Annotated in this window: 24 protein-coding genes; 5 read left to right on the top strand and 19 right to left on the bottom strand. The window is 69.2% G+C overall.

Annotated elements, in window-relative coordinates; all coding sequences use genetic code 11:
* Positions 1-8: 8 nt before the first annotated feature.
* The 7 genes from M2352_RS20775 to hcaE form a co-directional block, all read right to left on the bottom strand.
* Positions 9-1,454 (bottom strand): methyl-accepting chemotaxis protein, encoded by a 1,446-nt coding sequence (locus tag M2352_RS20775; RefSeq protein ID WP_264666439.1) that lies wholly within the window; start codon positions 1,452-1,454, stop codon positions 9-11.
* Between the two features lie 150 nt (positions 1,455-1,604).
* Complete coding sequence (gene hcaD / locus M2352_RS20770) at positions 1,605-2,828, bottom strand: 3-phenylpropionate/cinnamic acid dioxygenase ferredoxin--NAD(+) reductase subunit (protein WP_264666438.1); 1,224 nt, start codon at positions 2,826-2,828, stop codon at positions 1,605-1,607.
* Positions 2,829-2,835: 7 nt separating this feature from the next.
* Complete coding sequence (locus M2352_RS20765) at positions 2,836-3,795, bottom strand: 3-carboxyethylcatechol 2,3-dioxygenase (RefSeq protein WP_264666437.1); 960 nt, start codon at positions 3,793-3,795, stop codon at positions 2,836-2,838.
* A gap of 207 nt (positions 3,796-4,002) precedes the next feature.
* Positions 4,003-4,833, bottom strand: a complete 831-nt coding sequence (gene hcaB / locus M2352_RS20760; RefSeq protein ID WP_264666436.1) for a 3-phenylpropionate-dihydrodiol/cinnamic acid-dihydrodiol dehydrogenase — start codon at positions 4,831-4,833, stop codon at positions 4,003-4,005.
* Entirely contained in the window at positions 4,830-5,147 is a 318-nt protein-coding gene (gene hcaC / locus M2352_RS20755; RefSeq protein WP_264666435.1) for a 3-phenylpropionate/cinnamic acid dioxygenase ferredoxin subunit, read from the bottom strand. The genes hcaB and hcaC overlap by 4 nt, the downstream gene beginning before the upstream one ends.
* Before the next feature lie 2 nt (positions 5,148-5,149).
* A complete protein-coding gene (gene hcaF, locus M2352_RS20750; protein ID WP_264666434.1) occupies positions 5,150-5,710 on the bottom strand; it encodes a 3-phenylpropionate/cinnamic acid dioxygenase subunit beta in 561 nt (186 codons plus the stop codon).
* Complete coding sequence (gene hcaE, locus M2352_RS20745) at positions 5,703-7,073, bottom strand: 3-phenylpropionate/cinnamic acid dioxygenase subunit alpha (RefSeq protein ID WP_264666433.1); 1,371 nt, start codon at positions 7,071-7,073, stop codon at positions 5,703-5,705. The genes hcaF and hcaE overlap by 8 nt, the downstream gene beginning before the upstream one ends.
* A gap of 142 nt (positions 7,074-7,215) precedes the next feature.
* On the opposite strand from hcaE, the gene M2352_RS20740 reads away from it, so the two are divergent.
* The 5 genes from M2352_RS20740 (at position 7,216) to dmpG (ending at position 11,899) form a co-directional block, all read left to right on the top strand.
* Positions 7,216-8,103 (top strand): LysR substrate-binding domain-containing protein, encoded by an 888-nt coding sequence (locus M2352_RS20740; RefSeq protein ID WP_264666432.1) that lies wholly within the window; start codon positions 7,216-7,218, stop codon positions 8,101-8,103.
* A 105-nt stretch (positions 8,104-8,208) separates the two neighbouring features.
* Entirely contained in the window at positions 8,209-9,096 is an 888-nt protein-coding gene (locus M2352_RS20735) for an alpha/beta fold hydrolase (RefSeq protein ID WP_264666431.1), read from the top strand.
* 6 nt (positions 9,097-9,102) lie between these two features.
* Positions 9,103-9,918, top strand: coding sequence for a 2-keto-4-pentenoate hydratase (locus M2352_RS20730; protein WP_264666430.1), 816 nt, complete (start codon positions 9,103-9,105; stop codon positions 9,916-9,918).
* Positions 9,919-9,923: 5 nt separating this feature from the next.
* Entirely contained in the window at positions 9,924-10,856 is a 933-nt protein-coding gene (locus M2352_RS20725; RefSeq protein WP_264666429.1) for an acetaldehyde dehydrogenase (acetylating), read from the top strand.
* A 14-nt stretch (positions 10,857-10,870) separates the two neighbouring features.
* Positions 10,871-11,899, top strand: a complete 1,029-nt coding sequence (gene dmpG, locus M2352_RS20720) for a 4-hydroxy-2-oxovalerate aldolase (RefSeq protein WP_264666428.1) — start codon at positions 10,871-10,873, stop codon at positions 11,897-11,899.
* 12 nt (positions 11,900-11,911) lie between these two features.
* On the opposite strand, the gene M2352_RS20715 is transcribed toward dmpG, so the two are convergent.
* From M2352_RS20715 to paaG, 12 genes are all read right to left on the bottom strand, one after another.
* The gene (locus M2352_RS20715) at positions 11,912-13,291 is read right to left on the bottom strand and encodes a methyl-accepting chemotaxis protein (protein ID WP_319802060.1); all 1,380 of its coding nucleotides are present in this window, start codon (positions 13,289-13,291) and stop codon (positions 11,912-11,914) included.
* 151 nt (positions 13,292-13,442) lie between these two features.
* On the bottom strand, positions 13,443-14,228 hold the full coding sequence (locus tag M2352_RS20710) for an enoyl-CoA hydratase/isomerase family protein (RefSeq protein WP_264666427.1): 786 nt from the start codon (positions 14,226-14,228) through the stop codon (positions 13,443-13,445).
* A gap of 80 nt (positions 14,229-14,308) precedes the next feature.
* A complete protein-coding gene (locus M2352_RS26520; RefSeq protein WP_319802059.1) occupies positions 14,309-15,628 on the bottom strand; it encodes an ATP-binding cassette domain-containing protein in 1,320 nt (439 codons plus the stop codon).
* Positions 15,625-16,386 carry an ABC transporter ATP-binding protein gene (locus M2352_RS20695; RefSeq protein ID WP_264666426.1) on the bottom strand — a complete coding sequence of 254 codons (762 nt, stop codon included), beginning with the start codon at positions 16,384-16,386 and terminating at the stop codon, positions 15,625-15,627. Before M2352_RS20695 ends, M2352_RS26520 begins: the two co-directional genes overlap by 4 nt.
* A gap of 4 nt (positions 16,387-16,390) precedes the next feature.
* Entirely contained in the window at positions 16,391-17,338 is a 948-nt protein-coding gene (locus tag M2352_RS20690; protein ID WP_264666425.1) for a branched-chain amino acid ABC transporter permease, read from the bottom strand.
* A gap of 2 nt (positions 17,339-17,340) precedes the next feature.
* Entirely contained in the window at positions 17,341-18,216 is an 876-nt protein-coding gene (locus M2352_RS20685) for a branched-chain amino acid ABC transporter permease (protein ID WP_264666424.1), read from the bottom strand.
* A 39-nt stretch (positions 18,217-18,255) separates the two neighbouring features.
* Positions 18,256-19,398, bottom strand: coding sequence for an ABC transporter substrate-binding protein (locus M2352_RS20680; RefSeq protein ID WP_264666423.1), 1,143 nt, complete (start codon positions 19,396-19,398; stop codon positions 18,256-18,258).
* Positions 19,399-19,481: 83 nt separating this feature from the next.
* Positions 19,482-20,687, bottom strand: coding sequence for a 3-oxoadipyl-CoA thiolase (pcaF, locus tag M2352_RS20675; protein WP_264666422.1), 1,206 nt, complete (start codon positions 20,685-20,687; stop codon positions 19,482-19,484).
* A gap of 103 nt (positions 20,688-20,790) precedes the next feature.
* The gene (gene paaK / locus M2352_RS20670) at positions 20,791-22,116 is read right to left on the bottom strand and encodes a phenylacetate--CoA ligase PaaK (RefSeq protein ID WP_264666421.1); all 1,326 of its coding nucleotides are present in this window, start codon (positions 22,114-22,116) and stop codon (positions 20,791-20,793) included.
* 28 nt (positions 22,117-22,144) lie between these two features.
* Positions 22,145-22,603: a hydroxyphenylacetyl-CoA thioesterase PaaI gene (gene paaI / locus M2352_RS20665; RefSeq protein WP_264666420.1), complete on the bottom strand. Its 459-nt coding sequence runs from the start codon at positions 22,601-22,603 to the stop codon at positions 22,145-22,147.
* The gene (locus M2352_RS20660) at positions 22,596-24,119 is read right to left on the bottom strand and encodes a 3-hydroxyacyl-CoA dehydrogenase (RefSeq protein WP_264666419.1); all 1,524 of its coding nucleotides are present in this window, start codon (positions 24,117-24,119) and stop codon (positions 22,596-22,598) included. Before M2352_RS20660 ends, paaI begins: the two co-directional genes overlap by 8 nt.
* Positions 24,116-24,919 carry a 2-(1,2-epoxy-1,2-dihydrophenyl)acetyl-CoA isomerase PaaG gene (gene paaG / locus M2352_RS20655; protein ID WP_264666418.1) on the bottom strand — a complete coding sequence of 268 codons (804 nt, stop codon included), beginning with the start codon at positions 24,917-24,919 and terminating at the stop codon, positions 24,116-24,118. Before paaG ends, M2352_RS20660 begins: the two co-directional genes overlap by 4 nt.

The following is a 24,919-nucleotide window of genomic DNA, read 5'->3' as shown; positions in this document are numbered from 1 at the left end:
CGTCTTTTTTATGATGGGCTGCCGTTCCCGATGTCCCCGGTCGGCAGATTGAACGCGACGCTGAACGCCCCCCACTGGCGTCCGCGGACCAGAATGGGGGCGCTGGCGATCTTGATGAGCGTGTGCTGGCCGCCGCCCAGATCGCGCCGCATGGTGTGCAGCGTGGGTTTGGGCGAGCGGGCCGCCTTCAGCGCGGCACGGGTGCGGAACAGCCGGCGCTGGCGGCTGTGGGCGGTGTTCCACACCGGGTTCGTGCTCTGCGGCATGCTGTAGCGGCGGTTGTGGGTGGGCACATAACCGTTGCGGTCGCTGGCGATGGCGAACACCACCCGCGCGTCATGGGTGACCAGCGGTTCCTGAATGCCCGGCAGCAGCCGGTCGGCCAGCGTGGTGAAGGCGGTCAGCGCCTGTTCCGGGGCGGTGCCGGGCACCGGGCGGTAATCCTCGTCGAACAGGGCGTCGATGCCGATGGCCCCGGCGGTCACCGCCGCCTCAAACGCATCGGCCACCCGCCGCGCGGCGTCCTCGGCCATGCGCAGGAACGGGCTGTCGGGGGTGGGCACCGGCCCGGCGGCGATGGCGTCGATCAGGGCTTCGCACGTCTCCAGCACCGCCACCAGCCGCCCGTCGGCGGTCTTCAGCGCGCCGGTGGAGGTGGCGCCGGCCTCTTCCAGCGCCGTCACCTCGCCGGTCAGGGCGGCGCAATGGTCCAGGTTGCCGCGCGCACTGGCGGCAATGGCCAGGATGGCGTCGCCCACGGCGGTGAAATCGGCCTCGATCTGATGGATGAAGCGCTCGATCAGGGTGGTTCCGTCGCGCGCCAGCACCGCCCCGGCGCTGGCCGCCGCACTGTGCTGGAGCAGCGCGTCCACCTGCCCGTTCAGGGTGGCGACGGTGCGGGCGATCTCCTCGGTCGCCCGGCGCGCCTGTTCGGCCAGCCCCTTCACCTCCCGCGCGACGATGGCGAAGCCCTTGCCGGCCTCCCCCGCGCGCGCGGCTTCGATGGTGGCGTTCAGCGCCAACAGGTTGGTCTGTTTGGAAATCGCCTCGATCATGCCGGAAAAGGCGGCGACCTGACGCAGCGAGGCGGCGATGCCGCCCAGATGTTCTTCGATGCGGGCCACGCCGCCGATCAGGGCGGCGATGCGCTCCACCGCGTCGGTCAGCACGGTGCGCGAACGCGCGATGTCGTCGGCGGCGCGCCCGGTGGCCTCGCGCGTGGCGTCGGCCTGCAGATGGATGGCACGGTTGGCCGCCACCATGGTTTCGACCGAGCGGCGCACGGTGGCGAACTGGGCCGCCTGCCGCTCCACCACCGCCGACACCGCATCCACGTTGCCGGTGATGTCGGACAACTCCAGCCCCAGCGTGCCCATGCGCCGGGCCAGATCGTTGAGGACCGCCACCAGAACGGCGGGCCCCGGAACAGCCGAATCGTCCGAAGCGGTGGTCATGACGGATGGCTCCGAAAGGGAAAAGGAGGGCCGGGCACGGGAATGCCCGGCCGCTCAAGTCAAGGACGCATGGAACAGGGGCAACGCCATGCCCGATGCCCACCGCATCCCCCGGTGCGGGCGGGAGGCCGCACCCTGCGTTTCATGCCGTCAGGCCGCCTTGGCCGCCGGGGCGCGCAACGGTGTCCCGGCATCGGTCAGGCGGGCGGCGTCCGCCGCGGCCCCGGCGGCGATCAGCGCACGGGCCGGGCGCATGTCGCGCCCGTTGTTCACCGTCACCGCCCCGGTCACCACCCCCGCCGTCACGCCGAACAGGGTGTAGCGCCCGCCGTCCCGGTTGCCGCGCAGCAGCCAGTCGTCGGCCTCGCACGATCCTGCCACCTGGATGTTGATGCCGTACTGGTCGGTCCAGTACCACAGCACCTCGAACCCGCAAGGCTCGCCGGTCACCATGGCGCGGGCGACGCACGCCCCCTGGTTCTGGGCGTTGGCCCAGGTCTCGTAACGGCGGTAACCGTTCAGGTGCGGGTGCCACTGCCGCGCCACGTCGCCGGCGGCGAAGATGGCGGGGTGGCTGGTGCGGCCATGCTCGTCCACGACGATGCCGTCCTCCACATGCAGCCCCGCCGACACCGCCAGTTCGACGTTCAGTTCCACGCCGACGCCATAGACCACCAGATCGCCGGTGAACCGGCGCCCGTCGGCGGCGGCCAGCGTGATGGTGCCGTCCGTGGCCTTCACCGCCTCCACCAGCTCGCAGCCGAAGGCAAAGGCCACGCCGCGCCCCTCATGCAGCGCGCGCAGGTCGTCGGCCAGCGGCGCCGGGGCGGCGCGGGCCATCAGCCGGTCGCCGCGTTCGATCACCGTCACCGTGGCGCCCATGGTGACGACGCTGGCCGCCACCTCCAGCCCGATGACGCCGCCGCCCACCACCAGCACCCGCCGCCCCGGCCAGATGTGGCCGCGCAGCGCTTCGGAATCGTCCAGCGTGCGCACCGTGTGGACGCCCGCGCCCAGATGGTCCAGCAGCGGATAGGGCCGCGCCCGCGCCCCCGTCGCCAGCAACAGCCGGTCGTAACGGACGGTTTCCCCGTTCGCCAGTTCCAGCGTGTGCGCCTCGGCGTCCAGGGTGACGGCGGCGGTGCCGAAGCGGGTTTCGATGGCGTTGCCGGCGTAGAAGCTGTCGGGATGGATGGTCAGCCGGGCGGTTTCCGGCTTGGTCAGCACCTCCTTGGACAGCGGCGGGCGTTCGTAGGGCAGATGGGATTCGGCCCCGACGAACAAGATGCGCCCGCCGAAGCCGAAGGTGCGCAGGCTGGCGGCGGCCACCGCCCCCGCCTGTCCGCCGCCGACGATCACATAGGTTTCCGTCATCACTGCCTCACGCCGCCAGCGCGTTGCGGGGGGCCGGAACGGCGCTCATCATGCCCATGCCGGCGATCCATTCGTCGATGGGGTGATAGTAATGGGTCACCGCCTGATACGGCCCCATGGCGTTCATGGCGGCGAACGCCGCGATCCAGGCGCGGATCTCCTGCCCGCCGCGCCCGCCCTGGGCCAGGATGTCCTCGTCGCGCAGGGCCGCCAGCGCGTCCATGTCGGCGGTGGCGAACAGGGTCATCAGCTTCCGGTCCCAGTCGGCGTTGAGCGGCAGCGACTGCCCCTGCCCCTCCGCCAGCAGGCGGCCGGTGCGCAGCACGTTTTCCTGACGGCGCTGGCGGGCCTCCGGCGTCGGGTTGCGCCCGGCGATCAGGAATTCCTCCACCTCCGGCGGGACGGACCCCATCTGCGGCGTGGGCGGGTCGTGGGACAGGCCGCCGGAGCCGATGATCAGCACCCGCTCGCTCAAACCGCCGAGGAAACGGCCCACCGCCGTCCCCAGCGCCACCGCCCGGCGGCACGGCGGCAGCGGCTTGGCCGCCCCGTTGATGAAGATCGGGATCACCGGATAGCGGGCCACGTTCCCGCACAGGAATTCCAGCGGCTGGGTGAAGCCGTGGTCCGCCTGCATCCGGTAGGAATAGGCGACGTCGATGTCCTGCGCCTGCACCGCCCGCACCAGATCCAGCGCCAGGGCTTCCGGCACGTTCAGCGGCCCGTGGCCGATGTCCCAATCCCCGGCGCACGCCGCCCGCAGCCCCACGCAGAACGACGGCATCAGGTCGTAGAAGAAGCCGTTGAAATGGTCGGGCGCGAACACGACCACCAGTTCGGGATCGTACGCCGCCACATCCTCGGCCAGTGAGGCGAAGGTGGCGCGCGCCTCGGCCTCCACCGCCGCGGGGGGATGGATGTAATCCATCATCGGCGTGTGCGAGGCGCAGATCAGCTTCACGGGCATGGGTTTCCTCCCGGTTCGGCGCCGTGTGAGCCAAGGGAACAGCCTGAACGTCAGGGGCTTTGCCCCCGACACCCCCAGCAAGGGCCGACGGCCCTTGCATCCCATCAATGGGGTACAGGGGCCGTTGGCCCCTGTCGGGGAGTGTCGAGGGGCGGATGCCCCTTGACCCTGCACTGTTCCCAAGCTCAAAAGCGCGGATCTTGTTGGTTACAGGTCCAGGCCGCCCGCCACGTGGCGGATGCCGCGGATGGCGAGGCCGGCGTCGGCGTTGATGAGCACGCCGCTCAGCGTGCGGTTGTCGGCGCGGGACGCCAGCATGACGAACGGGCCGGTGAAATCGGCGGGTTCGGGGAAGAACTGCAGGGGCAGGATCGACCGGATCGCCTCGGGCGTGCGGGAATCCATGATCCTCATGTCCTGCTGCCCCAGCGCTTCCGGCCCGCGCAGGTCCGACGCCATGCCGCACGGGGCAACGCCGTTCACCCGCACCTTGGGCGCCAGTTCGTACGCAAGCTGGCGGATCAGCCCCACCGCCGCGTGCTTGGACGCGGTGTAGAGCGGCCCGCCGCCCGCGGGGTAGAAGGCCGCGTTGGACAGGGTGAAGATCATCGACCCTTCGGTCTTCACCAGTTCCGCCGCCGCCGCCTTGGCCCCCAGCAGGTAGCCCTTGACGTTGACGGCGAACAGCTCGTCGAAGCCCTGGGCCAGACGGTCGCCGTCGGTGGCCAGCAGGCCGGCGCCGTGGTCCCAGATGGCGGCGTTGCCGACGAACCCATCCAGCCTGCCGAAACGGGCCACGGTGTCCGCCACCGCCCGGCGGTTGTCGTCCAGGGACCGCACGTCGCCCTGGATCGCCACCACACGGTCACCGAAATCGGCGGCAAGCTGCGCCACCTTCTCCGCCGACCGCTCCAGCACGCCCACCCGCGCCCCTTCGGCCAGGAAGCGTTCCACCACCGCCCGGCCCAGGCCGGACCCGCCGCCGGTGACGAGGATCGCCTCCCCCGTCAGCCGGCCCGTGGTCACGGCGCCACTCATGCCGCCTCCTCCACCTCGACGAACAGGCTGTCGCCCTCGACGACGACGGGGAAGGTGCGCAGCGGCTCCGTCGCCGGCAGGCACATGGGCCGCCCGGTCTTCAGGCAGAAGCGCGCCGTGTGCAGCGGGCATTCCACCGTGGCGTCATCCTCCAGATAGCCGTCGGCCATGGAGGCGTTGCCGTGGGTGCACAGGTCGGCCACCGCGTAGAAGGCGCCGTCCACGTTGAAGACGGCCACCGCCGGCGAACACTCCACCCGGCGGGAATCGCCGGGCTGGAGGTCTTCGACGGAACACACGAGGATACGGGCCATGGTCAGAAGAAGATGCTGATGCTGGGGGCGAGCAGGACGAACTGGTCCAGCTCGATCTGCCGGTCATAGATCTCCCACCCCGCCCCGCCGGGCACGCGGCGCAGACGGTCGCGGCGGGTGCCGACGAAATCGTAATGGTCCTGCGGCTTGGCCGCCCGGTGCAGCAGGTAATTGCACGACACCAGCACGTCCTCGGGATCGTCCCACGCCAGGATGCGCACGTTGCTGACGATGTGGCGGGTGCGCGACACCGGCTCCTCGGCCCAGGCGTTGCCGGTTTCCAGCCGCGCCACCCGGCGCTCAAGCTGGAACTTGTCCTCGTTGTAGATGAAGGTGGTGGGCGGGGCGATGCCCTTGCGGCGGTCGCGGGTCTGGGCCAGCGTGTTGGTCTTCATCACATAGGTGATGTCGTCGGCCAGCAGGTCCAGCCACGGACGGAACTTCCATTCGTCCAGCAGGGCCGCCTCGTGATAGAGGAACTGCTCCACATCATGCTGAAGGGCGATCGGCGCCCAGGCCAGGGGGGCGGCGGCGGGCTTGTCGAGAACGGCGGCCTCAGACATGGACGACCTCCTTTTCATAGGCGTTGGTGCGGGACTGGATCTCGTTCCAGCTTTCGGCGGTCATCATGTCGGCCCACCGCTGGTAGAAGCCGCGCGCCGCCGTTTCGGCGAAGGTGTAGTTGGTGATGCCGGGGATGCCGTCGGCGCGGCGCTCCTCGAAGCCCAGACCCATCTGGATGCAGAACTCCGACTTCTGCGCGATATGGCCGCGCAGAACCTTCTGCACCTCGATCCAGTTCTCGGTGTCGTCCTGTTCCAGGAAGCCGGCGGGGCCGAAGGCGCGGGCGTGGCTGCGGATCAGCGCGTCCTTCACCTCCTGCGGGGCGGCCTTGTCGGCGATGCAGAAGGCCCACACCTCGATCTTGTCCGGCCCGCGGGGGTGCCAGATGCGCAGGGTCTGGGTGCCGTTCAGCCACGACAGCGTGGGGAACATGGTGTTGTGCCCGGCCAGACGCAGGGCGCGCACCCGGCCCAGACGCGCTTCGGTCTCGGCGAAGGTGTCGCGGAAATAGGCCGACACCGTGCCGTCCACCCACACGTTGGCGTCGGCTTCCTTGGTGAAGAAGAACGCGCTGCCGTGGCCGTTGCCGGCAAACTGCACGCCACCTTGCGCGTCCGACCACACAGGCCGCGCGGTCTGGCCGCTGCCCAGGGGGGCGTCGCGGTCCTGCGGCGTGTTTTCCGGCACCTTTTGCAGCACCTGCACCGCCGAGATGTGGGTGAAGGGGGCGTGGTACTGGTCGCTGCAGAACTGTTCCGCGGCGAATTTCCAGTTGCACTTCACTTCCCACTTGTGGATGCCGCCGACCACCTCGGTCCCGCCCTCGCGGCGGTCGAGGAAGCCGTCCAGATACCACTTCATGTCGCCCAGATACTCTTCCAGCTCCGGTGCGGCCTCGTCCCAGCAGCCGAACACCAGACCCTTGTAGCTGACGACGCGGGGCACGCGCACGGCCCCCCATTTGCTCTTGTCCAGCGAATTGCGGTACGCCTGCTCCTCCAGCGGCACCATGGTCAGGCCGCCGTCCAGGCCGAAGGCCCAGCCGTGATAGGCGCAGGTGAAGGCGCGGGTGTTGCCGCTGTCGGCGTGGCACAATTTCATGCCGCGGTGGCGGCATTGGTTGAGGAAGGCGACGATGCCGCCGTCCTTCTGCCGCACCACGATCACCGGGTCTTCGCCCATGAAGGTGGTGAAGAAATCGCCGGCCTTGGGGATCATGCTCTCGTGGACCAGGAACAGCCAGCTTCGCGCAAAGATGCGTTCCAGTTCCAGCGTGTAGATGTCCGGGTCGCTGTAGATGGCCGGGGTGACGGTGCCCGAACGGGCGTTCACCAGGCTCTGCACATCGATACGGTCGCCCATCGGGCTGTCTCCTCCTGGTACCGTTGGCCAGGTACCGTTGGTTGGGATTTTTTGGCTCGTGGGCTGAAAATGTCCGCAAAGGCTGTGGGGGTGAAATATTTTGTTCCTTGCATAAAAAGACGTGCCACGTCTTAATGCCGGCATGGAACTCCGGCACATCCGCTATTTCATCGCCGTGGCTGAGGAACTCAACTTCACCCGCGCCGCCGAACGGCTCCGCACGGCCCAGCCGTCGCTCAGCCAGCAAATCCGCGATCTGGAAGACGAGGTGGGAACCCCGCTCTTGGAACGGACCAAGCGCCGCGTGGCGCTCACCGCCGCCGGACGCGCCTTTCTGGACGAGGCGCGGCTGGTCATGGCCCAGACCCAGCGGGCGGTGACCATGGCGCGCCGCGCCGCCCAGCCGGAACAGACCCGGCTGGCCATCGGCTTCCTGCCGTCGGCGGAGGTGAAGATCTTTCCCAGCGTTCTGTCCGGTATCCGTGCCCAATATCCCGATACTCAGGTGGAATTGCGGCACATGACCACCGGTGAACAGCTCGCTGCCCTGGAAAACGGCAGTATCGATGTGGCCTTCATGCGGCTTCCCGTGGACGAGACGACCCTGATCCACGATGTGGTCTTGCTGGAAAAGATCGTGGTGGTCCTACCAGAGAATCATGAGCTTTCCCAGCTTGCCGAGATCCCGCTGGAGGCGCTGGCCCCCTTTCCCTATCTGCGGGTGGCGCCCAACCATGCCGGCAACCTGTCCGAGATCACCGAGGCCCATTGCCGGGCCATGGGCGTGCAGCTTCGCCCCATCCAGGATGTGGAGAACGTGCTGACGCTGCTGACGCTCATCGGCATGGGCATCGGCTTCGGGCTGCTGCCCGATTACGCCGAGCATCTGGTGTTCAAGAACGTCACCACCCGCCCGCTGGCCGGCTCCGCCCCGTCGGTGGAACTGGCGATGGTGCGCAGCCGCGACCGGGACTTTCCCGCCCTCAGCGGGTTCGTCGATCTGGTGAAGCGTGCGCTGCACAAAGATTAAGATATTTCACGTCTGAATAAGCAAAGGATTATGTATTGGCGCCGTCCGGCGTCCCTTCTTCATCTTGGCGCGCATCGTGAAAAACGCCCCTTGGGAGGAAGGTTCATGTCCCATTCCGCGGCCGGAACGGCGGCCCAACCGGAACTGCGCTCGCTGTGGTCGGCCATCGCCGGCGGCGAGGTGCGGCTGCACTACGTCAACGCCAACGGCGTGCGCACCCGCGTGCTGGAGGCGGGGGCGGGTCCGCGCACGCTGATTCTGCTGCACGGCATCGCCGGGCATCTGGAAGCCTATATGCGCAACGTCCTGCCGCACGCCGAGCACTTCCGCGTGATGGCCATCGACATGCTGGGCCACGGCTTCACCGACAAGCCCGACCGCAATTACGAGATCGACGATTACGTCGAGCACCTGAAGGATGTCATCGACGCCATCGGTGAAGAAAAGATCCATCTGTCGGGCGAATCCCTGGGCGGCTGGGTGGCGGCGCGGTTCGCGGCCCGCTATCCCGAGCGCATCGACAAGCTGGTGCTGAACACCGCCGGCGGCATGATCGCCGACCCCAAGGTGATGGAGCGTCTGCGCACCCTCAGCCTCGCCGCCGTGCGTGCGCCCGACCGCGAGGCGACGCGCAAGCGGCTGGAATTCCTGATGCTCGACCCGTCCATCGTCACCGAGGATCTGGTGGAGGCACGCTTCGGCGTCTATCGCCTGCCCGGCATGGCGCACGCGATGGAACGCATCATGTGCCTGCAGGATATGGAGGTGCGCGTCCGCAACCTGCTGACCGAGGACGAACTGAGCCGCATCCAGGCGGAAACGCTGGTGCTGTGGACCACCCACGATCCCACCGCGTCGGTGGAGGTGGGGCAGCGGCTGGCCAATCTGGTGCCCAACAGCCGGTTCGTGGTGATGGAGAACTGCGGCCACTGGCCCCAGCACGAAGACCCCGACACCTTCAACCGCATCCACATCGACTTCCTGAAGGGGTGAGCCACCATGACGGCAACCCTTGAAACCACCGCCCTTGAAACGGCGGCCGTGCAGGACGCGGCGGACCGGCTGTGGGCCGCCCACGGCAGCGGCACGCCGTGCGGCCCGCTGGCCGGGCTGCTGGCGCCGGGCGATGTGGACGCCGCCTATGCGGTGCAGGAGATCAACACCCGGCGCTGGCTGGACCAGGGCCGCGTTCCGGCGGGCCGCAAGATCGGCCTGACCAGTCTGGCGGTGCAGACGCAGTTGGGCGTCGATCAGCCCGATTACGGCATGCTGTTCACCGACATGGCGGTGCCGGACGGGGAAGCCATCCCCCGCCGCCGCCTGATCCAGCCGAAGGCGGAGGCCGAGGTGGCCTTCGTCCTGGGCCGCGACCTGACGTCGGAGCATATCACCCTCGCCGACGTGATCCGCGCCGTGGAGTTCGCCCTGCCGGCGATCGAGGTGGTGGACAGCCGCATCCGCGATTGGAAGATCACCATCACCGACACGGTGGCCGACAACGCCTCGTCCGGTCTCTACGTGCTGGGGGGGCCGCCGCGGCGCCTGGACGGGCTGGACCTGTACGGCTGCGCCATGGAGATGGACAGCGGCGGGACCGTGGTGTCCAGCGGCACCGGCGCCGCCTGTCTGGGCCACCCGCTGAACGCGGTCCTGTGGCTGGCGCGGGTGATGGTGCGGGCCGGGCGCCCGCTGAAGGCCGGCGACACCGTGCTGTCCGGCGCGCTGGGACCGATGGTTCCCGTCACCTGGGGATCGGTGGTGGAAGCGCGCATCCAGGGCCTCGGCTCCGTCCGCGCCGCCTTTGCAAAGGAATGACGAGCATGAGCAAAGCGAAGATCGCCATCCTCGGGTCGGGGAACATCGGCACCGACCTGATGATCAAGGTGATGCGGCAGGCCAAGCACCTCGCGATGGGGGTGATGGTGGGGGTGGACCCGGAATCCGACGGTCTGGCCCGCGCCCGCCGCCTGGGGGTGGCCACCACCCACGGCGGGCTCGACGGGCTGATGGCGATGCCGGAATGGGCCGACATCCAGGTGGTGTTCGACGCCACCTCGGCCTATGCCCACAAGACGCACAGCGCGGCGTGCATTGCCGCCGGCAAGCAGGTGATCGACCTGACGCCCGCCGCCATCGGCCCCTACACCGTGCCGCCGGTCAATCTCGACACCCATCTGGACCAGCCCAACGTCAACATGGTCACCTGCGGCGGGCAGGCCACCATTCCCATGGTCTATGCGGTCAAGCGCGTGGCGAAGGCCGTGCCCTATGCCGAGATCGTGGCGTCGATCTCGTCGAAATCCGCCGGACCCGGCACGCGGGCCAACATCGACGAATTCACCCAGACCACCCGCCGCGCCATCGAGCAGGTGGGCGGGGCCGAACGGGGCAAGGCGGTCATCATCCTCAACCCCGCCGAACCGCCGCTCATCATGCGCGACACCGTGTTCGTGCTGTCGCAAGGGGCCGAGCCGGAAGAGATCGAAGCCTCGGTGGAGGCCATGGTGAAGGAGGTGCAGAGCTACGTGCCCGGCTACCGCCTGAAGCAGAAGGTCCAGTTCGAACGGTTCGGCAACAACGATCCGGTGCGCATTCCCGGCTACGGCGACTTCACCGGCATCAAGTCGTCGATCTTTTTGGAGGTGGAGGGGGCCGCCCATTACCTGCCCGCCTACGCCGGCAATCTGGACATCATGACCTCCGCCGCCATGGCCACCGCCGACCGCTGGGTCGAGCGGACGCGCGCCGCGTGAGGGGAGACGGCACCATGAGCAAGCTCTACATTCAGGACGTGACCTTGCGCGACGGCATGCACGCGCTGCGGCACCAGTACGACCTGTCCACGGTCGTCACGATCGCCAAGGCGCTGGACGCGGCCAAGGTGGATGCCATCGAGATCACCCACGGCGACGGGCTGGCCGGCGGCTCCTTCAACTACGGCTTCGGCAGCCACACCGACGTCACCTGGATCGAAACCGTCGCCGCCGCCGTCGGCCACGCCAAGGTGACGGTGCTGCTGCTGCCCGGCATCGGCACCAAGGAGGAATTGTCCGCCGCCTATGACGCCGGGGCGCGCAGCGTGCGCGTCGCCACCCACTGCACCGAAGCCGACGTGTCGAAGCAGCACATCGAACACGCGCGCACGCTGGGCATGGACACCATCGGTTTCCTGATGATGTCGCACATGATCCCGGTGGGCCGCCTGGTGGAACAGGCTCGGCTGATGGAATCCTACGGCGCGGAATGCGTCTATGTGGTGGATTCCGCCGGTGCCCTGCTGCCCCATCAGGTGGCGGAGCGGGTCCACGCCTTCCGCGGGGCGCTGAAACCGGAAACCCAGATCGGCGTGCACACCCACCACAACCTGACGCTCGGCGTGGCGAACGCCGTGGCGGGGATCGAGGCGGGGGCGGTGCGCGTCGATGCCTCGCTGGCCGGCATGGGGGCCGGGGCCGGCAACGCGCCCCTGGAAGCGCTGATCGCCGTGCTCGACCGCATGGGGCTGGACCACGGCTGCGACCTGTTCGCGCTGATGGACGCGGCGGACGATCTGGTGCGCCCGCTGCAGGACCGCCCGGTCCGCGTGGACCGCGAGAGCCTGTCGCTGGGGTACGCCGGGGTCTATTCCAGCTTCCTGCGCCATGCGGAGCGGGCGGCGAAGACCTACGGCATCGACACCCGCACCATTCTGGTGGAGCTGGGCCGGCGCAAGATGGTCGGCGGGCAGGAGGACATGATCGTCGATGTGGCGCTCGACCTGCTCAGCAGGACCAAGGCACACGAACCGGCGGCGTGACCCGCCGGGGCCTCAGGCGGTGTAGATGATGCGCACCGCCCCCCAGTGGCGTCCCGCCACGGTGATGGGGGCGGAGGCGTCCTTCATCAACTGGAACCGTCCGCCCAGATCGCGGCGGTAGGTCTGCACCAGGAACGGCGCCTGATTGTGGCAGGCCCGTGCCGCCGTGCGGTCCTTGAAGATGCGGCGGATGCGGGAATTGGCGGCGTTCCACGCCGGGTCGCCGGGCCGCTGGGGCTGGTACAGGCTGCGGTCGCCCGCCGCCAGATAGCCATCGCGGTCGAAGAATCCCACCGCCATGATCCGCCCGTCACTGCCGGCCACGCGGTCGGCCATGGGCCGCTCGGCATCCAGAAGCGGGGTGACGGGTGCCGTGTATTGGGTGGGATCGGAGCCCGGCACCGCCGCATAGGGCGTGTCGAACAGGTCGGCCAGGGTGATGTCCCCATGGCGCACCGCCTGTTCCAGCCCATCGGACAGGGTGCGGGCGGTCTCCACGGCCAGCCGGACGAAGGGCGTGTCCGGCCCCTCCACGCCCGTGTCGGCGGTCAGCCCGATCAGGGTTTCCGACATTTCCAGGAGCGTGTCGGAGCGGCGGGAGATTTCGGCCATGCTGGCGTTGGACCGTTCCACCGTGCCCGACAGCGACAGCACGCGCCCGACGAAATCGCCGATGCGGCTTTCGATCTGCAGGGCGGCGGCGGCGATTTCCCCGGCCCCGGCGTCGATGTCGCCCAGCGCGGCGGTGACATCCCCGGCGGTGGTGCCGATCATGTCGGTGGCATCGCGCGCTTCCGCCGCCAGACGGCGGCTCTCGCCCGCGTGGGTGGCGAGCGTGGTCAGCTTGCCCGACAGGGTGCGCACGGTGGCGCTGATGTCGTCGGTGGCGTCGCTGGTCTGGCGGGCCAGGGTCTTCACCTCGCTCGCCACCACGGCGAATCCCTTGCCCGCATCGCCGGCACGGGCCGCCTCGATGGTGGCGTTGAGCGCCAGCAGGTTGGTCTGCTTGGAGATGGTGGCGATGGTGCCCGCCACGCGGGAGATGCGCTGCAAGGTCTCGTCCAGCCCCGTGGCCTCGCTGGCGATCAGGTCCACGGCCTGAAGCAGGGTGCGGATGGTTTGCAGCGCCTGCTCCAGCCGCGTCTGGGACGATGCGGTGGTCTGCTGCGCCCGCTGGCCGGCGCCGCGGGCCATGGAGATCGCCTGGCTGATGCGGGTGTTGGAGTGCGACACCTCCCCCGCCATCTGCTGGAGGGCGGCGAAGGCATGGGCCTGCTCGTTCAGCACCGTGCTGACGTCGCCCACGTGGCCCACGATGTCGGCGACGTGGAGGCCGAGGCGTCCGGCCTCGCCGGCAACCTGGGAAATCACCGAACCGGCAGCGTCCGTCATGGGGCATCCCCTCGTGGTTTCAAGCGGTTGCACGATCCCCACCGGGGGAAAAGGGGGCCGGGCACCCAACGGCACCCGGCCCAGGTTCCGCCAGCCGCCCACGGGAGTGAGACGGAAGCGGGGGACGTGACAGGAGTTCCGTCGGGCGCGCTCAGCCCACGTTCCACGCCGCCGGACGCTTGGCGAGGAAGGCGCCCAGCCCCTCCTTCGCCTCCGGCGTGACGCGGAGTGCGGCGATGCGGCGGGCGGTGTCGTCCACCACCGCCTCGGGCACGGCGCGGGTGCCGACGCCGCGGATCAGCGCCTTGGCCGCCGTCTGCGCCCGCGGGCCGCCGCGCTTCAGCGCCTGGATGATGGCGGCAATCACATTGTCCAGCTCGTCCGCCGGCACCGCCTCGTGCGCCAGGCCAAGCTGGACGGCGCGCTCGGCGCCCAGCCGTTCGGCGGTGAGGAAATAGCGCCCGGCCTGCCGTTCGCCGATGGCGCGCAGGACATAGGGGCTGATGGCCGACGGGATGATGCCGAACAGCACCTCCGACGTGGCGAACACCGCCTGCTGGCTGGCGATGCAGATGTCGCACGCCGCCGCCAGCCCCATGCCGCCCCCCAGCGCCGCACCATGGACCCGCGCGATGGTGGGCTTGGACAACTCGGCCAGCGCGCGCAGCATCAGCGCCATGCGGCGGGCGTCGGCGCGGTTCTCATCCTCCCCCGCCTCGCCGGCCTGTTTCATCCAGTTGAGGTCGGCCCCGGCGGAAAAGCTCTTGCCCCGCCCCGCCAGCACCACCACCCGCACGGCCTCGTCGGCGTCCAGCGCCGTGCACGCCGCATGAAGATCGGCAATCACCTGCGCATTGAAGGCGTTGTGCACCTCCGGCCGGTTCATCCAGACGGTGGCCGTGCCATTGTCGATGGCAATTTCAAGCGTCTCAAACATTCAAGCATCCCATCAATGGGGTGCAGGGGCCGCCGGCCCCTGCCGGGGAGCGTCGAGGGGCGGTGCCCCTCGACACCACGTCACATGCCCAGATACGCCGAGCGCACCTGTTCATTGCCGATGAGATCCTGCCCGCTGCCGGTCAGCGTCACCGCCCCGGTTTCCAGCACGTACCCCCGGTCGGCGATTGCCAAGGCGGCAAAGGCGTTCTGCTCCACCAGCAGGATGGTCATCCCCTCGTCCTTCAGGCGGCGGATGACGTTGAACACCTCCTGTACCAAGAGCGGCGCCAGCCCCATGGACGGTTCGTCCAGCAGCAGCAGCTTGGGCCGCCCCATCAGCGCGCGCCCGATGGCCAGCATCTGCTGCTGCCCGCCCGACAGGGTGCCGGCGGGCAGGCGGCGCTTTTCCTCCAGCACCGGGAACATGGCGTAGACGCGGCGCAGGTCGGGTTCGGCGTCGGCGGGGCTGCGGGTGAAGGCGCCGAGGCGCAAATTGTCCTCGATGCTGAGCGTGCCGAACACCTGCCGCCCTTCCGGCGACTGGCAGATGCCGCGGCGGACCCGCAGGTCGGCGCGCAGGCGGCTGATATCCTCCCCATCGAAGGTGATGCGCCCGGCGCCGATGGGCTGCACGCCCGACAGCGCGCGCAGGAAGGTGGTCTTCCCCGCCCCGTTGGCGCCGACCAGCGCAACCAGTTCGCCGCGGCGGACCTCCAGGTCGATGCCCTTCAGCGCCTTGATGCGGCCATAGCTGCTTTCCAGGCCGGTGATGCGCAGCAGCACGTCGTGGGTGTCCGCCGCCGGCACGCCCGCGGTGCCCAGCCCCACGGAATCCGGGGCCAGACTGGCGATGCGGTGGTAAAGGTCGCGGAATTCCTCGCGGGCCGCGGTGCCGAACACCGGGTCGTGGTGGTCGGAAAAGGCGTGGTCGATCTCCGCCCAATCCTCCGCGGTCAAGGCGGCGCGGGCGATGGGCATCACCTCCTTTTCCTCGGTGGCGATGTGGGCGCGCAGGGTCTGGGTGTAGGTGCGCAGGGCCGCCAGCGCCTCCCCGTCCGGGTGCGGCCCGGCGAAGCGGGGGCGCAGGGCGGCCAGCACCGCGGGCCCGTTGCGGTGTTCGGCCTGCAGCCGGTCGATGGCGGCGTCGGCATCCTGGGTGCGGCGGCGGACGGCGGGGAACAGGTGGCCGTCCTCCTTGGCATGGTGGCAGCCGTCCATGAACTGGTCGATGTAATCGAAGGCGGCGGCGAAGAAGGCCGGGTCCACGGCGGCCCCGGCGGCGATGTCGTCGGCCACCGCCTCCAGCGTGACGGTCAGGCGCCACAGGTTGCGGTGTTCGTCGGTGATGGCGGTGAGGGCGAGCATGGGTGCGGCCTCCGGCTTTTCGATGAGGCTCATGCGTGGGCACCGAGGTAGGCGGCGATGACGTTGGCGTCCTGGCGCACCTCGGCGGCGGTGCCCTCGGCCAGCTTGCGGCCATAGTCGAGGACGAGGATGCGGTCGGACAGGTTCATGACCATCTTCATGTCATGCTCCACCAGAACCACCGTGACGCCGGTGGCGGCGACCCGGCGGATCAGCGCGTCGATCTCCAGCGTTTCCGTGGGGTTCAGCCCGGCGGCGGGTTCGTCCAGGAACAGGATGCGCGGCTTCATCGCCAGCGCCCGCGCGATCTCCAGCCGCTTCAACGCGCCATAGGGCATGGAATCGGCGCGCGCGCGGGTGTAGCTCTCCAGCCCGACGAAGCGCATCAGGTCCGCCGCCTCGTCCCGCAGTTCGCCGTCGCGGCGGCGGATGGACGGCCAGCGCAGGGCGGCCTTGACGAGGTTCCGGTCGAGCCGCAGGTGCGCGCCGACCATGACGTTTTCCAGCGCCGTCATGTTCAGGCAGATCTGCAGGTTCTGGAAGGTGCGGGCCATGCCGCGGCGGGCCAGCTCGTTGGGCGGGCGCCCATGGACGGCGGCCCCGTCCAGCCGGATCTCGCCCCCCGTCGGCGTATAGACGCCGGTGATCAGGTTGAACAGGGTGGTCTTGCCCGCCCCGTTGGGGCCGATCACCGAATAGACGATGCCGGCGTCGATGGAAAAGCTGACGTGCTGGAGCGCCTTGACGCCGCCGAATTCGATGGACAGGTCGTGGATGTCGAGCAGGGCCATGGGATCACCCCCCCTTTCCCAGACGGGCGGCCAGCGTCGGCACCAGCCCGCGCGGCAACACGATCATGAACAGGATGAGGATGCCGCCGAAGGCCACCGTCTCCCACCCTTCGAAGGTCGCCAGAAGCTGCGGCAACGCGGTCAGCAGCACCGCCCCCACCAGCGACCCGAACACCGACGCCATGCCGCCCACCACCACCATGGTCACCAGTTCGATGGAGTGGAAGAATTCCGACACGCTGGGGGTGACGAAGCCGACGTAATGGGCGCTCACGCTGCCCATGATGCTGGCGAACACGGCGGACATGACGAAGACGGCCATCTTGTAGCGGGCGATGTCCACGCCCACGACCTTGGACGCCACCTCCGACCCGTGCAGCGCGCGCAGCGCCCGGCCGAAGGGGGAATCGATGAGGTTGAGGGAGGCCCAGACGCTGAACACCAGCATCGCCGCCACCACCCAGTACCACTGCCGGTCGCTGCTGAGCGCGACGGAGAAAATCTCCAGCGTCGGCACCGGCATGCCGTCCGGCCCGCCGGTCAGGGCGGCCTCGTTGCGGAAGGCGATGGTCAGGATGATGCCCAGCCCCAGCGTCGCCATGGCCAGGTAATGGCCCTTCAGCTTGAAGATGGGATAGGAGACCGCCGCCGCCAGCGCGCCCGCGGCCAGCGCCCCGGCCCCCAGCGCCAGCATGGGAGGCACCCCGTAATGGGTGGGCAGCACCGCGGACGCATAGGCGCCGATGCCGATGAACCCGGCGTGGCCGAAGCTGATCTGCCCGGCAAAGCCGATCAGCAGGTTCAGACCCAGCACGATGATGGCGTTGATCGCCATGCGGATCGTCAGATCCAGATAGAAGCTGTTGGGCAGCACGAACGGCAGCACCGCCAGAACCGCGGCCAGGGCGGCGAGGCCCCAATGCCTTGGGTCCACATGTCGGGGATCGCGCATGGTTACACTCTTTCCGTGGTCTTCGCGCTGAACAGCCCGCGCGGCATGAAGAACAGGATCAGGAGGATCAGCACGAACGGCACCGCGTCCTTGTAGGCGGACGACAGGTAGCCGGCCCCCATGGCCTCCAGCACCCCCACCAGCAAGCCGCCGACGAGCGCGCCCATGCCGTTGCCCAAGCCCCCCACCACCGCGGCGACGAAGCCCTTCAGCCCCAGCATGACGCCGGCGTCGTAGGAGGTCATGGTGATGGGCGTGACCAGCACCCCGCCCAGCGCGCCCAAGGCCGCCGACAGGGCGAAGCTCAGCGTCAGCACCCAGCCGGTGTTGATGCCGACCAGTTGGGCGGCGGTGCGGTTGATGGCGGTGGCCAGCATCGCCTTGCCGCCCATGGTGCGGCTGAAATAGTACCACAGGCCCAGCACCACCACCGCCGTGCCCCCGGTCACCCACAGGCTTTGCGACGGCAGCACCGCCCCCAGCAGCGTGATGGGGGCATCGCCGGAAAAGGCCGGCAGGGCGCGGGTGTTCTTGCCCAGCGTCACCTGCACCAGACCGCGGATGACGAGCGAGGCGCCGATGGTGATGATGATGATGTTCACGGTGTCCGCACCCTTGACCGGGCCGATCACCGTCTTTTCCATCACCACCCCCACCAGGGTGGGCACCGCCACCGCCAGCAGCACCGCCACCGGCAGCGGCAATCCCGCCTGGGTGAACAGCACCGCCAGCATGCCGCCCAGCATGATGAATTCACCCTGGGCGAAGTTGATGACGTTGCTGGCGTTGTAGATCAGCGTGAAGCCCAACGCCGCCATGGCATAGGTGGCCCCGACCGTGAAGCCGGAAAAAAGATACTGAAAGAACTCGGCCAGCATCGCCCGTCTCCCGCGTTATGGTTCAGGACAAGAGGGGGATCAGGGCAGGATGGTCCAGTCGCCGTTCTTCACCTCCAGCATGCGGAACGACGACAGATCCAGGCCCATATGGTCGGTGGGCGACATGGTAAAGGTGCCGCTGACACCCACGTGGCCCTTGGTGGCTTCCAGCGCGTCGCGCAGCTTGGCCGGCTCCACGCTGCCGGCGGCGGTGGCCGCCTTCACCGTCAGCATCAGCCCGTCATAGGCATACCCACCAAAGGTCGAGGCCGTGTCATTGAACTTCGCCTTATAGGCGGCGTTGTAGGCGTTCACCACCGGCTTCTGCGGGTCGCTGTCGGGCAGCTTGTCGCCGATGATCTGGGCCGGGGACGGCAGGCGCACACCCTCCGCCGCCGGGCCGGCGAGCTTCAGGAACTCGTCCGAGGCCACGCCGTGCGACTGGTACAGCGGCAGGCTGATGCCAAGCTGGCGGTAGTTCTTGGTGACGATGGCCGGACCCTGGCCCAGACCGAAGACGAACACCGCCTGCACGCCGGGGGTGTTTTTGATCTTGGTCAGCTGCGGCCCCATGTCGGTGTCCTTGGGACCATAGGTCTCGTTCGCCACCAGGGTGATGCCGTACTTGGCGGCGACCGCTTCGGATTCCTTCTTGCCCGACTGGCCGAAGCCGCTGGTCTCCGACAGCAGCGCCACCTTGGTGAAGCCGCGCTTCTGCATATCGACGAAGACCTTTTCCGCCGCCATGCGGTCGGTGTGCGGGGTCTTGAACACCCACTTCTTCACCGGCTCGATGATGACCACCGCACCGGCCAGCGAGACGAAGGGGATGCCGGCCTTTTCCACCAGCGGCACCATGGACATGGTGGAGCCGCTGGTGGTGCCGCCGATGATGACATCCACCTTGTCGTCGTCGATCAGGCGCTTGGCGAAGCCGTTGGCCTTGCTGGCGTCGCCGCCGTCGTCGTACTGGATCAGCTTCAGTTCGCGGCCCAGCAGGCCGCCCTGCCTGTTGATCTCGGCGACGTAGAGTTCCAGCGTCTTGGCTTCCGGGTCGCCGAGGAAGGCGGCGGGGCCGGTCACCGACAGCACCGAGCCGATGCGGATCGGGTCCGCCGCCTGCGCCATCAGCGGCAGCAGGGTGGCGGCGCAAAAGGCCAGGGTCTTCGCAAGCGTCTTCATGGGTTTCCTCTCCGTCCTTGTTATTAGCCGTTTAATGAAGGCGGCCCGTTCGGCAGGCATGGGGGCTGGCGCCCCCCGTCCGGTCACACCTTCTCGATCACCATGGCGATGCCCTGGCCCACGCCGATGCACATGGTGCACAGCGCATAGCGCCCGCCGGTGCGGGCCAGGTGATAGGCGGCGGTGGTGACCAGCCGCGCGCCGCTCATGCCCAGCGGGTGGCCGATGGCGATGGCGCCGCCGTTGGGGTTGACGTGCGGGGCATCGTCGGGGATGCCCAAACCACGCAGCACCGCCAAAGCCTGGGCCGCGAACGCCTCGTTCAGTTCGATCACGTCCATCTGGTCCAGCAGCAGGCCGGTGCGGGCCAGCAGATGGCGCACCGCCGGGGCCGGGCCGAAGCCCATGATCCGCGGGGCGACACCCGCCGCCGCCATGCCGACCACACGCGCCCGCGGGGTCAGGCCGTGGCGCAGCACCGCCGCTTCCGACGCCACGATCAGCGCGCAGGCCCCGTCGTTGACCCCCGAGGAATTGCCCGCCGTGACGCTGAGATCGGGGCCGTTGACGCCCTTCAGCTTGGCCAGCGCCTCACGGGTGGTGTCGGGGCGGGGGTGCTCGTCGGTGTCGAAGACCTTGGCCTCCCCCTTCTTCTGGGGGATGGTCACCGGAACGATCTCATCGCGGAAGCGCCCGGCCGCGTTGGCGGCACCCCAGCGCTGCTGCGAGCGCAGGGCGAAGGCGTCCTGGTCCTCGCGCCCGATCTTGAAATCGGCGGCGACGTTGTCGGCGGTCTGGGGCATGGAATCCACGCCGTACAGCCGCTTCATCTCCGGGTTCACGAAGCGCCAGCCGATGGTGGTGTCGTAAATCTCGGCCTTGCGGGAAAAGGCCGAATCGGCCTTGCCCATGACGAAGGGGGCGCGGCTCATGCTCTCCACCCCGCCGGCGATGATGAGGTCGGCCTCGCCCGCGCGGATGGAGCGGGCGGCCAGACCCACCGCGTCCATGCCCGACCCGCACAGCCGGTTGACCGTGGTGCCCGGCACCTCCACCGGCAGTCCGGCCAGCAGGGCCGACATGCGCGCCACGTTGCGGTTGTCGTCGCCCGCCTGGTTGGCGCAGCCGTAGATCACGTCGTCCACCGCCGACCAGTCCACGCCGGGGTTGCGCGCCATCAGGGCGCGCATCGGCACCGCCCCCAGATCGTCGGCGCGCACGGCTGCCAGCGTGCCGCCGTAGCGTCCGACCGGCGTGCGCACCGCGTCGCAGATGAAGGCTTCTCCCATGACAGCAACTCCTTCAGGCATAAGGCAAAACCCGGCCTTTGCCGCCGAACCGGAAAACCGGTCCGGCGGATGGAAACGGACGGATGAGGGGGGAACATGGGGGTTAGACGGCGCGGGGGCGCTGGTCGATGACGCGCTTGGCCTTGCCCACCACGGTGCGGGGGATGCCGCCCGGCTCCAGCACCGTGACGGTGGTGGACACGCCGACCATGGTCTTGATGTGGCGCTGCACCGCCTTGGACACCGACGCCATCTCCGCCGGGGTCATGGTGGCGGCACAGTCGGGCAGCAGTTCACAGCGGACCTCCAGCGTGTCCATGTGCCCCTCGCGCCCGACGACGAGCTGGTAATGGCCGGACAGGTGCTTGTCGGCCAAAATCTGCTCTTCGATCTGGGCGGGGAAGACGTTGACGCCGCGGATGATCAGCATATCGTCCGACCGCCCGGTGATCTTGCCGATGCGGCGGAACGAGCGGGCCGAGGGCGGCAGCAGGCGGGTCAGGTCGCGGGTGCGGTAGCGGATGACCGGGAACGCCTCCTTGGTCAGGGAGGTGAAGACCAGTTCGCCGTCCTGGCCATCGGGCAGCACCTCGCCGGTGTCGGGGTCGATGATCTCGGGGTAGAAATGGTCTTCCCAGATGACCGGGCCGTCCTTGGTCTCGATGCATTCCGACGCGACACCCGGCCCCATCACCTCGGTCAGGCCGTAGATGTCGATGGCGTCGATGCCCAGCGACCGTTCGATCTCCGCCCGCATGCCCTCGCCCCACGGCTCGGCGCCGAACACGCCGACCTTGAGCGAGATGTCGGACGGGCAGATGCCCAGCCGCTGGAATTCATCGGCGATCACCAGCGAGTACGACGGGGTGACCATGATGATGTCGGGGCGGAAGTCGAGGATCTGCTGCACCTGCTTTTCCGTCTGGCCGCCCGACATGGGCACGGCGATGCACCCCGCCCGCTCGATGCCGTAATGGGCGCCCAGGCCGCCGGTGAACATGCCGTAGCCATAGGCGTTGTGCACCATGTCGCCGGGCCGCGCACCCGCCGCCCGCAGCGACCGCGCCACCAGCCCGGCCCACACGTCGATGTCGTGGCTGGTGTAGCCCACCACCACCGGCTTGCCCGTGGTGCCGGACGAGGCGTGCAGCCGCGCCAGCTTGTCCCGCGGCACCGCGAACAGGCCGAAGGGGTAGTGGTCGCGCAGGTCGTACTTGGTCATGAAGGGGAACAGGGACAGATCCGACAGAGTCTTCAGATCGTCCGGGTGCACCCCCTTTTCCTCGCACTTGCGGCGGTAGGGTTCGACGTTGTCGTAGGTGTGGCGCAGCGACCATTTGAGGCGGTCGAGCTGCAGGGCCGAGATTTCGTCGCGGCTGGCCCGTTCGATGGGTTCCAAGCCGTCGCGGTCGATGGTTTTGCTGGGCACCGGATCGCCTCCCTAAAGACGAATTTTTTTATGACGGACGGGGGTCGCCTGCGGCCTCCAGGCCGGCGATCACCTCGCCCTTGATGCGGTAGGATTTTCCACGAAACAGCGCCACGGTTGCACCCCCTTGTATGCGCACCGTGACGTCGTAGACGCCGGTGCGCCCGGCCAGGGAGCGTTCGGCCGCTTCCGCCTCCAGCACGTCGCCCACGCGGGCGGGGGCCAGGAAATCCACACCGCAGGCCGACGCCACCGTGTTCTGGTTGTAGCTGTTGCAGGCATAGGCGAAGGCGCTGTCGGCCAGCGTGAAGATCATGCCGCCGTGGCACAGCCCATGGCCGTTCACCATGTCGGGCAGAACCGTCATGGTCAGCCGCGCCCGGCCCGGCATCACCTCCACCAGTTCCATGCCCAGGAACTTGGTGGCGCGGTCGCGGTCCCACATGGCTTGCCCGACGTCGCGGGCCAGATGAAGCGCATCAGTCATGGCATCCCCGTCCGGTGATGGCCCGCAGCCGCAGGAACGGCGACAGGCGGTAACGGTCCTCTCCGTAGAAGGCGGCAAGGTTGCCGAGAACCTCCGCCACCGTGGCGACACCCAGCGCATCGGCCCAGGCCAGCGGCCCGCGCGGGTAGTTGGTGCCCAGCCGCATGGCGGTGTCGGCGGACGACGCCGCACAGACGCCGCGGTGCACCGCGTCCGCCGCCTCGTTCGCCAGCATGGCGACCGTGCGCATCACCACCAGACCGGGGGAATCGGCGACCGGCGTCGGCGCGATGCCGGCGGCGGCCAGCAGACCGGCCACGGCCTCCCCCCCGCCCGCCGGGCAGGAATGCGCGGTGGCGAAGGCCAGCCGCCCCGCCGTGGCGGGATCGAAAGCCGTGTCCACCACCGCCACCGCCGGGGTGCCGAGGGCAACGGCCCGTTCGGCGGCGGTGCGCCCGTCGGTGACGAACACCGCCACCCCGTCCACCGTCGCCACCCGCCCGTCATCGGCGTCAGCGCGGGCGAAGGCCACGCCCTGCGCGTCCAGCCGCGCCGCCAGACTCGCGGCCATGGCGCAGGTGCCGTGCAGGGTGATGCGGGCGGGCGCCGGCCCATCCGCCGTGCGCGCCGCCGGGCGCGCTGCACCCTCGCGGTAATCATAGAAGCCGCGCCCGCTCTTGCGGCCCAGGAAGCCGGCGGCCACCAGTTCCTGCTGGGTCAGCGACGGGGTGAAGCGCGGGTCGTGGAAGAAGGCGGACCACACCGAGCGCGTCACCGCGAAATTCACGTCGTGGCCGATCATGTCCATCAATTCGAACGGCCCCATGCGGAAGCCGCCGGCCTCGCGGAACAGGGCGTCGATGGTGGCGCTGTCGGCGGCCCCCTCCTCCAGCAGGCGGATGGCCTCGGCGTAATAGGGACGGGCCACCCGGTTGACGATGAACCCCGGCGTGGACGCGGCGTGGACGGGGGTCTTGCCCCACGCCTTGGCCGTATCGAACAGGGTTTCCGCCACCGCCGCGTCGGTGCCCAGGCCCGACACCACCTCCACCAGCGGCATCAGCGGTGCGGGGTTGAAGAAGTGCAGACCGGCCAGACGCCCCGGACGGGCCAGCGCCGCGCCGATGGCCGTCACCGACAGGGACGAGGTGTTGGTGGCGAGGATGGCACCGTCGGCCACCAGCGCCTCCAGGTCACGGAACAGCCCCTGCTTGACCGCCAGATCCTCCACCACCGCTTCCACCACCAGCCCGGCGGGGGCCAGGGCGGCCAGCGTGGCGGCGGCGGACAGGCGCGAACCGGCGGCCTCGGCGGCCTCCGCACTCATGCGGCCCTTGGCGGCCAGGGTGGCGAAGACGCCGCGCAGTTTGGTCACCGCCTGTTCGGCGGCCCCCTCGCGGGCGTCAAACAGCACCACCGGGTGGCCGGCGGCGGCGGCCACCTGGGCGATGCCGCCGCCCATGGCGCCGGCACCGACCACGCCCACCGCCACCGCTGTGTCCAGCGCGGCCATCATTCCCCCCGGAACTGCGGCGGGCGCTTGCCGATGAAGGCGGCGACACCCTCGGCGTAATCGGCGGACCAGCCCAGCTCGCGCATGAACGCCCCCTCCAGCGACAGTTGCTGGTCCAGCGTGTTGGTGGCGGCGGCGTGCATGGCCTGACGCGTGCGCACCAGCGCCTTGGTGGGAGACGCGGCCAGCTTCCTGGCCAGACCGTCCACGGTGGCGGCGAAGGCGTCGTCGTCCACCGCGCTCCAGATCAGGCCCCAGGCGGCGGCCTGCTCCGCGCTCAGCTTGTCGGCCAGCAGCGCCAGACCCATGGCGCGGGCCATGCCCACGCGCTGGGGCAGGAACCACGTGCCGCCGGTGTCGGGGATCAGCCCGACCTTGCTGAACGCCTGGATGAAGGACGCGGATTTGGCCGCCACCACCAGATCGCAGGCCAGCGCGATGCTGGCCCCCGCCCCGGCGGCCACACCGTTCACCGCGGCGATGGTGGGAACGCGCAGGTTGGCGAGCTTCAGGATCAGCGGCTTGTAATTGCGCTCCACCGTGGTGCCCAGGTCGGGCTTGGCGCCGGAGTCGATCATCACCGCGCGGTCGCCCAGATCCTGGCCGGTGCAGAACGCCCGGCCCACGCCGGTCAGCACCAGCGCGCGGATGGATGTCTCCTCCTGCACGGTGTCGAGGGCGGCGCGCACCTCGCGGTGCATCTGCTCGATGAAGCTGTTCAGCTTGTCCGGGCGGTTGAAGGCCAGCGTCGCCACGCCGCCGTCAACCGTGAAGCGGATGGTGTCAAAAGAGGTGTCGGTCAC

This window comes from Azospirillum fermentarium, assembly GCF_025961205.1.
GTDB lineage: Bacteria > Pseudomonadota > Alphaproteobacteria > Azospirillales > Azospirillaceae > Azospirillum > Azospirillum fermentarium.
The sequence above is the reverse complement of the archived record's forward strand: the minus strand, read 5'-3'. Positions and strand labels throughout refer to the sequence as shown.

What these genes read in the sequence shown, in the direction of transcription:
- M2352_RS20775 (WP_264666439.1), bottom strand. Translation starts at nt 1,454, where the DNA reads ATGACCACCGCTTCGGACGATTCGGCTGTTCCGGGGCCCGCCGTTCTG.
- hcaD (WP_264666438.1), bottom strand. Translation starts at nt 2,828, where the DNA reads ATGACGGAAACCTATGTGATCGTCGGCGGCGGACAGGCGGGGGCGGTG.
- M2352_RS20765 (WP_264666437.1), bottom strand. Translation starts at nt 3,795, where the DNA reads ATGCCCGTGAAGCTGATCTGCGCCTCGCACACGCCGATGATGGATTAC.
- hcaB (WP_264666436.1), bottom strand. Translation starts at nt 4,833, where the DNA reads ATGAGTGGCGCCGTGACCACGGGCCGGCTGACGGGGGAGGCGATCCTC.
- hcaC (WP_264666435.1), bottom strand. Translation starts at nt 5,147, where the DNA reads ATGGCCCGTATCCTCGTGTGTTCCGTCGAAGACCTCCAGCCCGGCGAT.
- hcaF (WP_264666434.1), bottom strand. Translation starts at nt 5,710, where the DNA reads ATGTCTGAGGCCGCCGTTCTCGACAAGCCCGCCGCCGCCCCCCTGGCC.
- hcaE (WP_264666433.1), bottom strand. Translation starts at nt 7,073, where the DNA reads ATGGGCGACCGTATCGATGTGCAGAGCCTGGTGAACGCCCGTTCGGGC.
- M2352_RS20740 (WP_264666432.1), top strand. Translation starts at nt 7,216, where the DNA reads ATGGAACTCCGGCACATCCGCTATTTCATCGCCGTGGCTGAGGAACTC.
- M2352_RS20735 (WP_264666431.1), top strand. Translation starts at nt 8,209, where the DNA reads ATGTCCCATTCCGCGGCCGGAACGGCGGCCCAACCGGAACTGCGCTCG.
- M2352_RS20730 (WP_264666430.1), top strand. Translation starts at nt 9,103, where the DNA reads ATGACGGCAACCCTTGAAACCACCGCCCTTGAAACGGCGGCCGTGCAG.
- M2352_RS20725 (WP_264666429.1), top strand. Translation starts at nt 9,924, where the DNA reads ATGAGCAAAGCGAAGATCGCCATCCTCGGGTCGGGGAACATCGGCACC.
- dmpG (WP_264666428.1), top strand. Translation starts at nt 10,871, where the DNA reads ATGAGCAAGCTCTACATTCAGGACGTGACCTTGCGCGACGGCATGCAC.
- M2352_RS20715 (WP_319802060.1), bottom strand. Translation starts at nt 13,291, where the DNA reads ATGACGGACGCTGCCGGTTCGGTGATTTCCCAGGTTGCCGGCGAGGCC.
- M2352_RS20710 (WP_264666427.1), bottom strand. Translation starts at nt 14,228, where the DNA reads ATGTTTGAGACGCTTGAAATTGCCATCGACAATGGCACGGCCACCGTC.
- M2352_RS26520 (WP_319802059.1), bottom strand. Translation starts at nt 15,628, where the DNA reads ATGAGCCTCATCGAAAAGCCGGAGGCCGCACCCATGCTCGCCCTCACC.
- M2352_RS20695 (WP_264666426.1), bottom strand. Translation starts at nt 16,386, where the DNA reads ATGGCCCTGCTCGACATCCACGACCTGTCCATCGAATTCGGCGGCGTC.
- M2352_RS20690 (WP_264666425.1), bottom strand. Translation starts at nt 17,338, where the DNA reads ATGCGCGATCCCCGACATGTGGACCCAAGGCATTGGGGCCTCGCCGCC.
- M2352_RS20685 (WP_264666424.1), bottom strand. Translation starts at nt 18,216, where the DNA reads ATGCTGGCCGAGTTCTTTCAGTATCTTTTTTCCGGCTTCACGGTCGGG.
- M2352_RS20680 (WP_264666423.1), bottom strand. Translation starts at nt 19,398, where the DNA reads ATGAAGACGCTTGCGAAGACCCTGGCCTTTTGCGCCGCCACCCTGCTG.
- pcaF (WP_264666422.1), bottom strand. Translation starts at nt 20,687, where the DNA reads ATGGGAGAAGCCTTCATCTGCGACGCGGTGCGCACGCCGGTCGGACGC.
- paaI (WP_264666420.1), bottom strand. Translation starts at nt 22,603, where the DNA reads ATGACTGATGCGCTTCATCTGGCCCGCGACGTCGGGCAAGCCATGTGG.
- M2352_RS20660 (WP_264666419.1), bottom strand. Translation starts at nt 24,119, where the DNA reads ATGATGGCCGCGCTGGACACAGCGGTGGCGGTGGGCGTGGTCGGTGCC.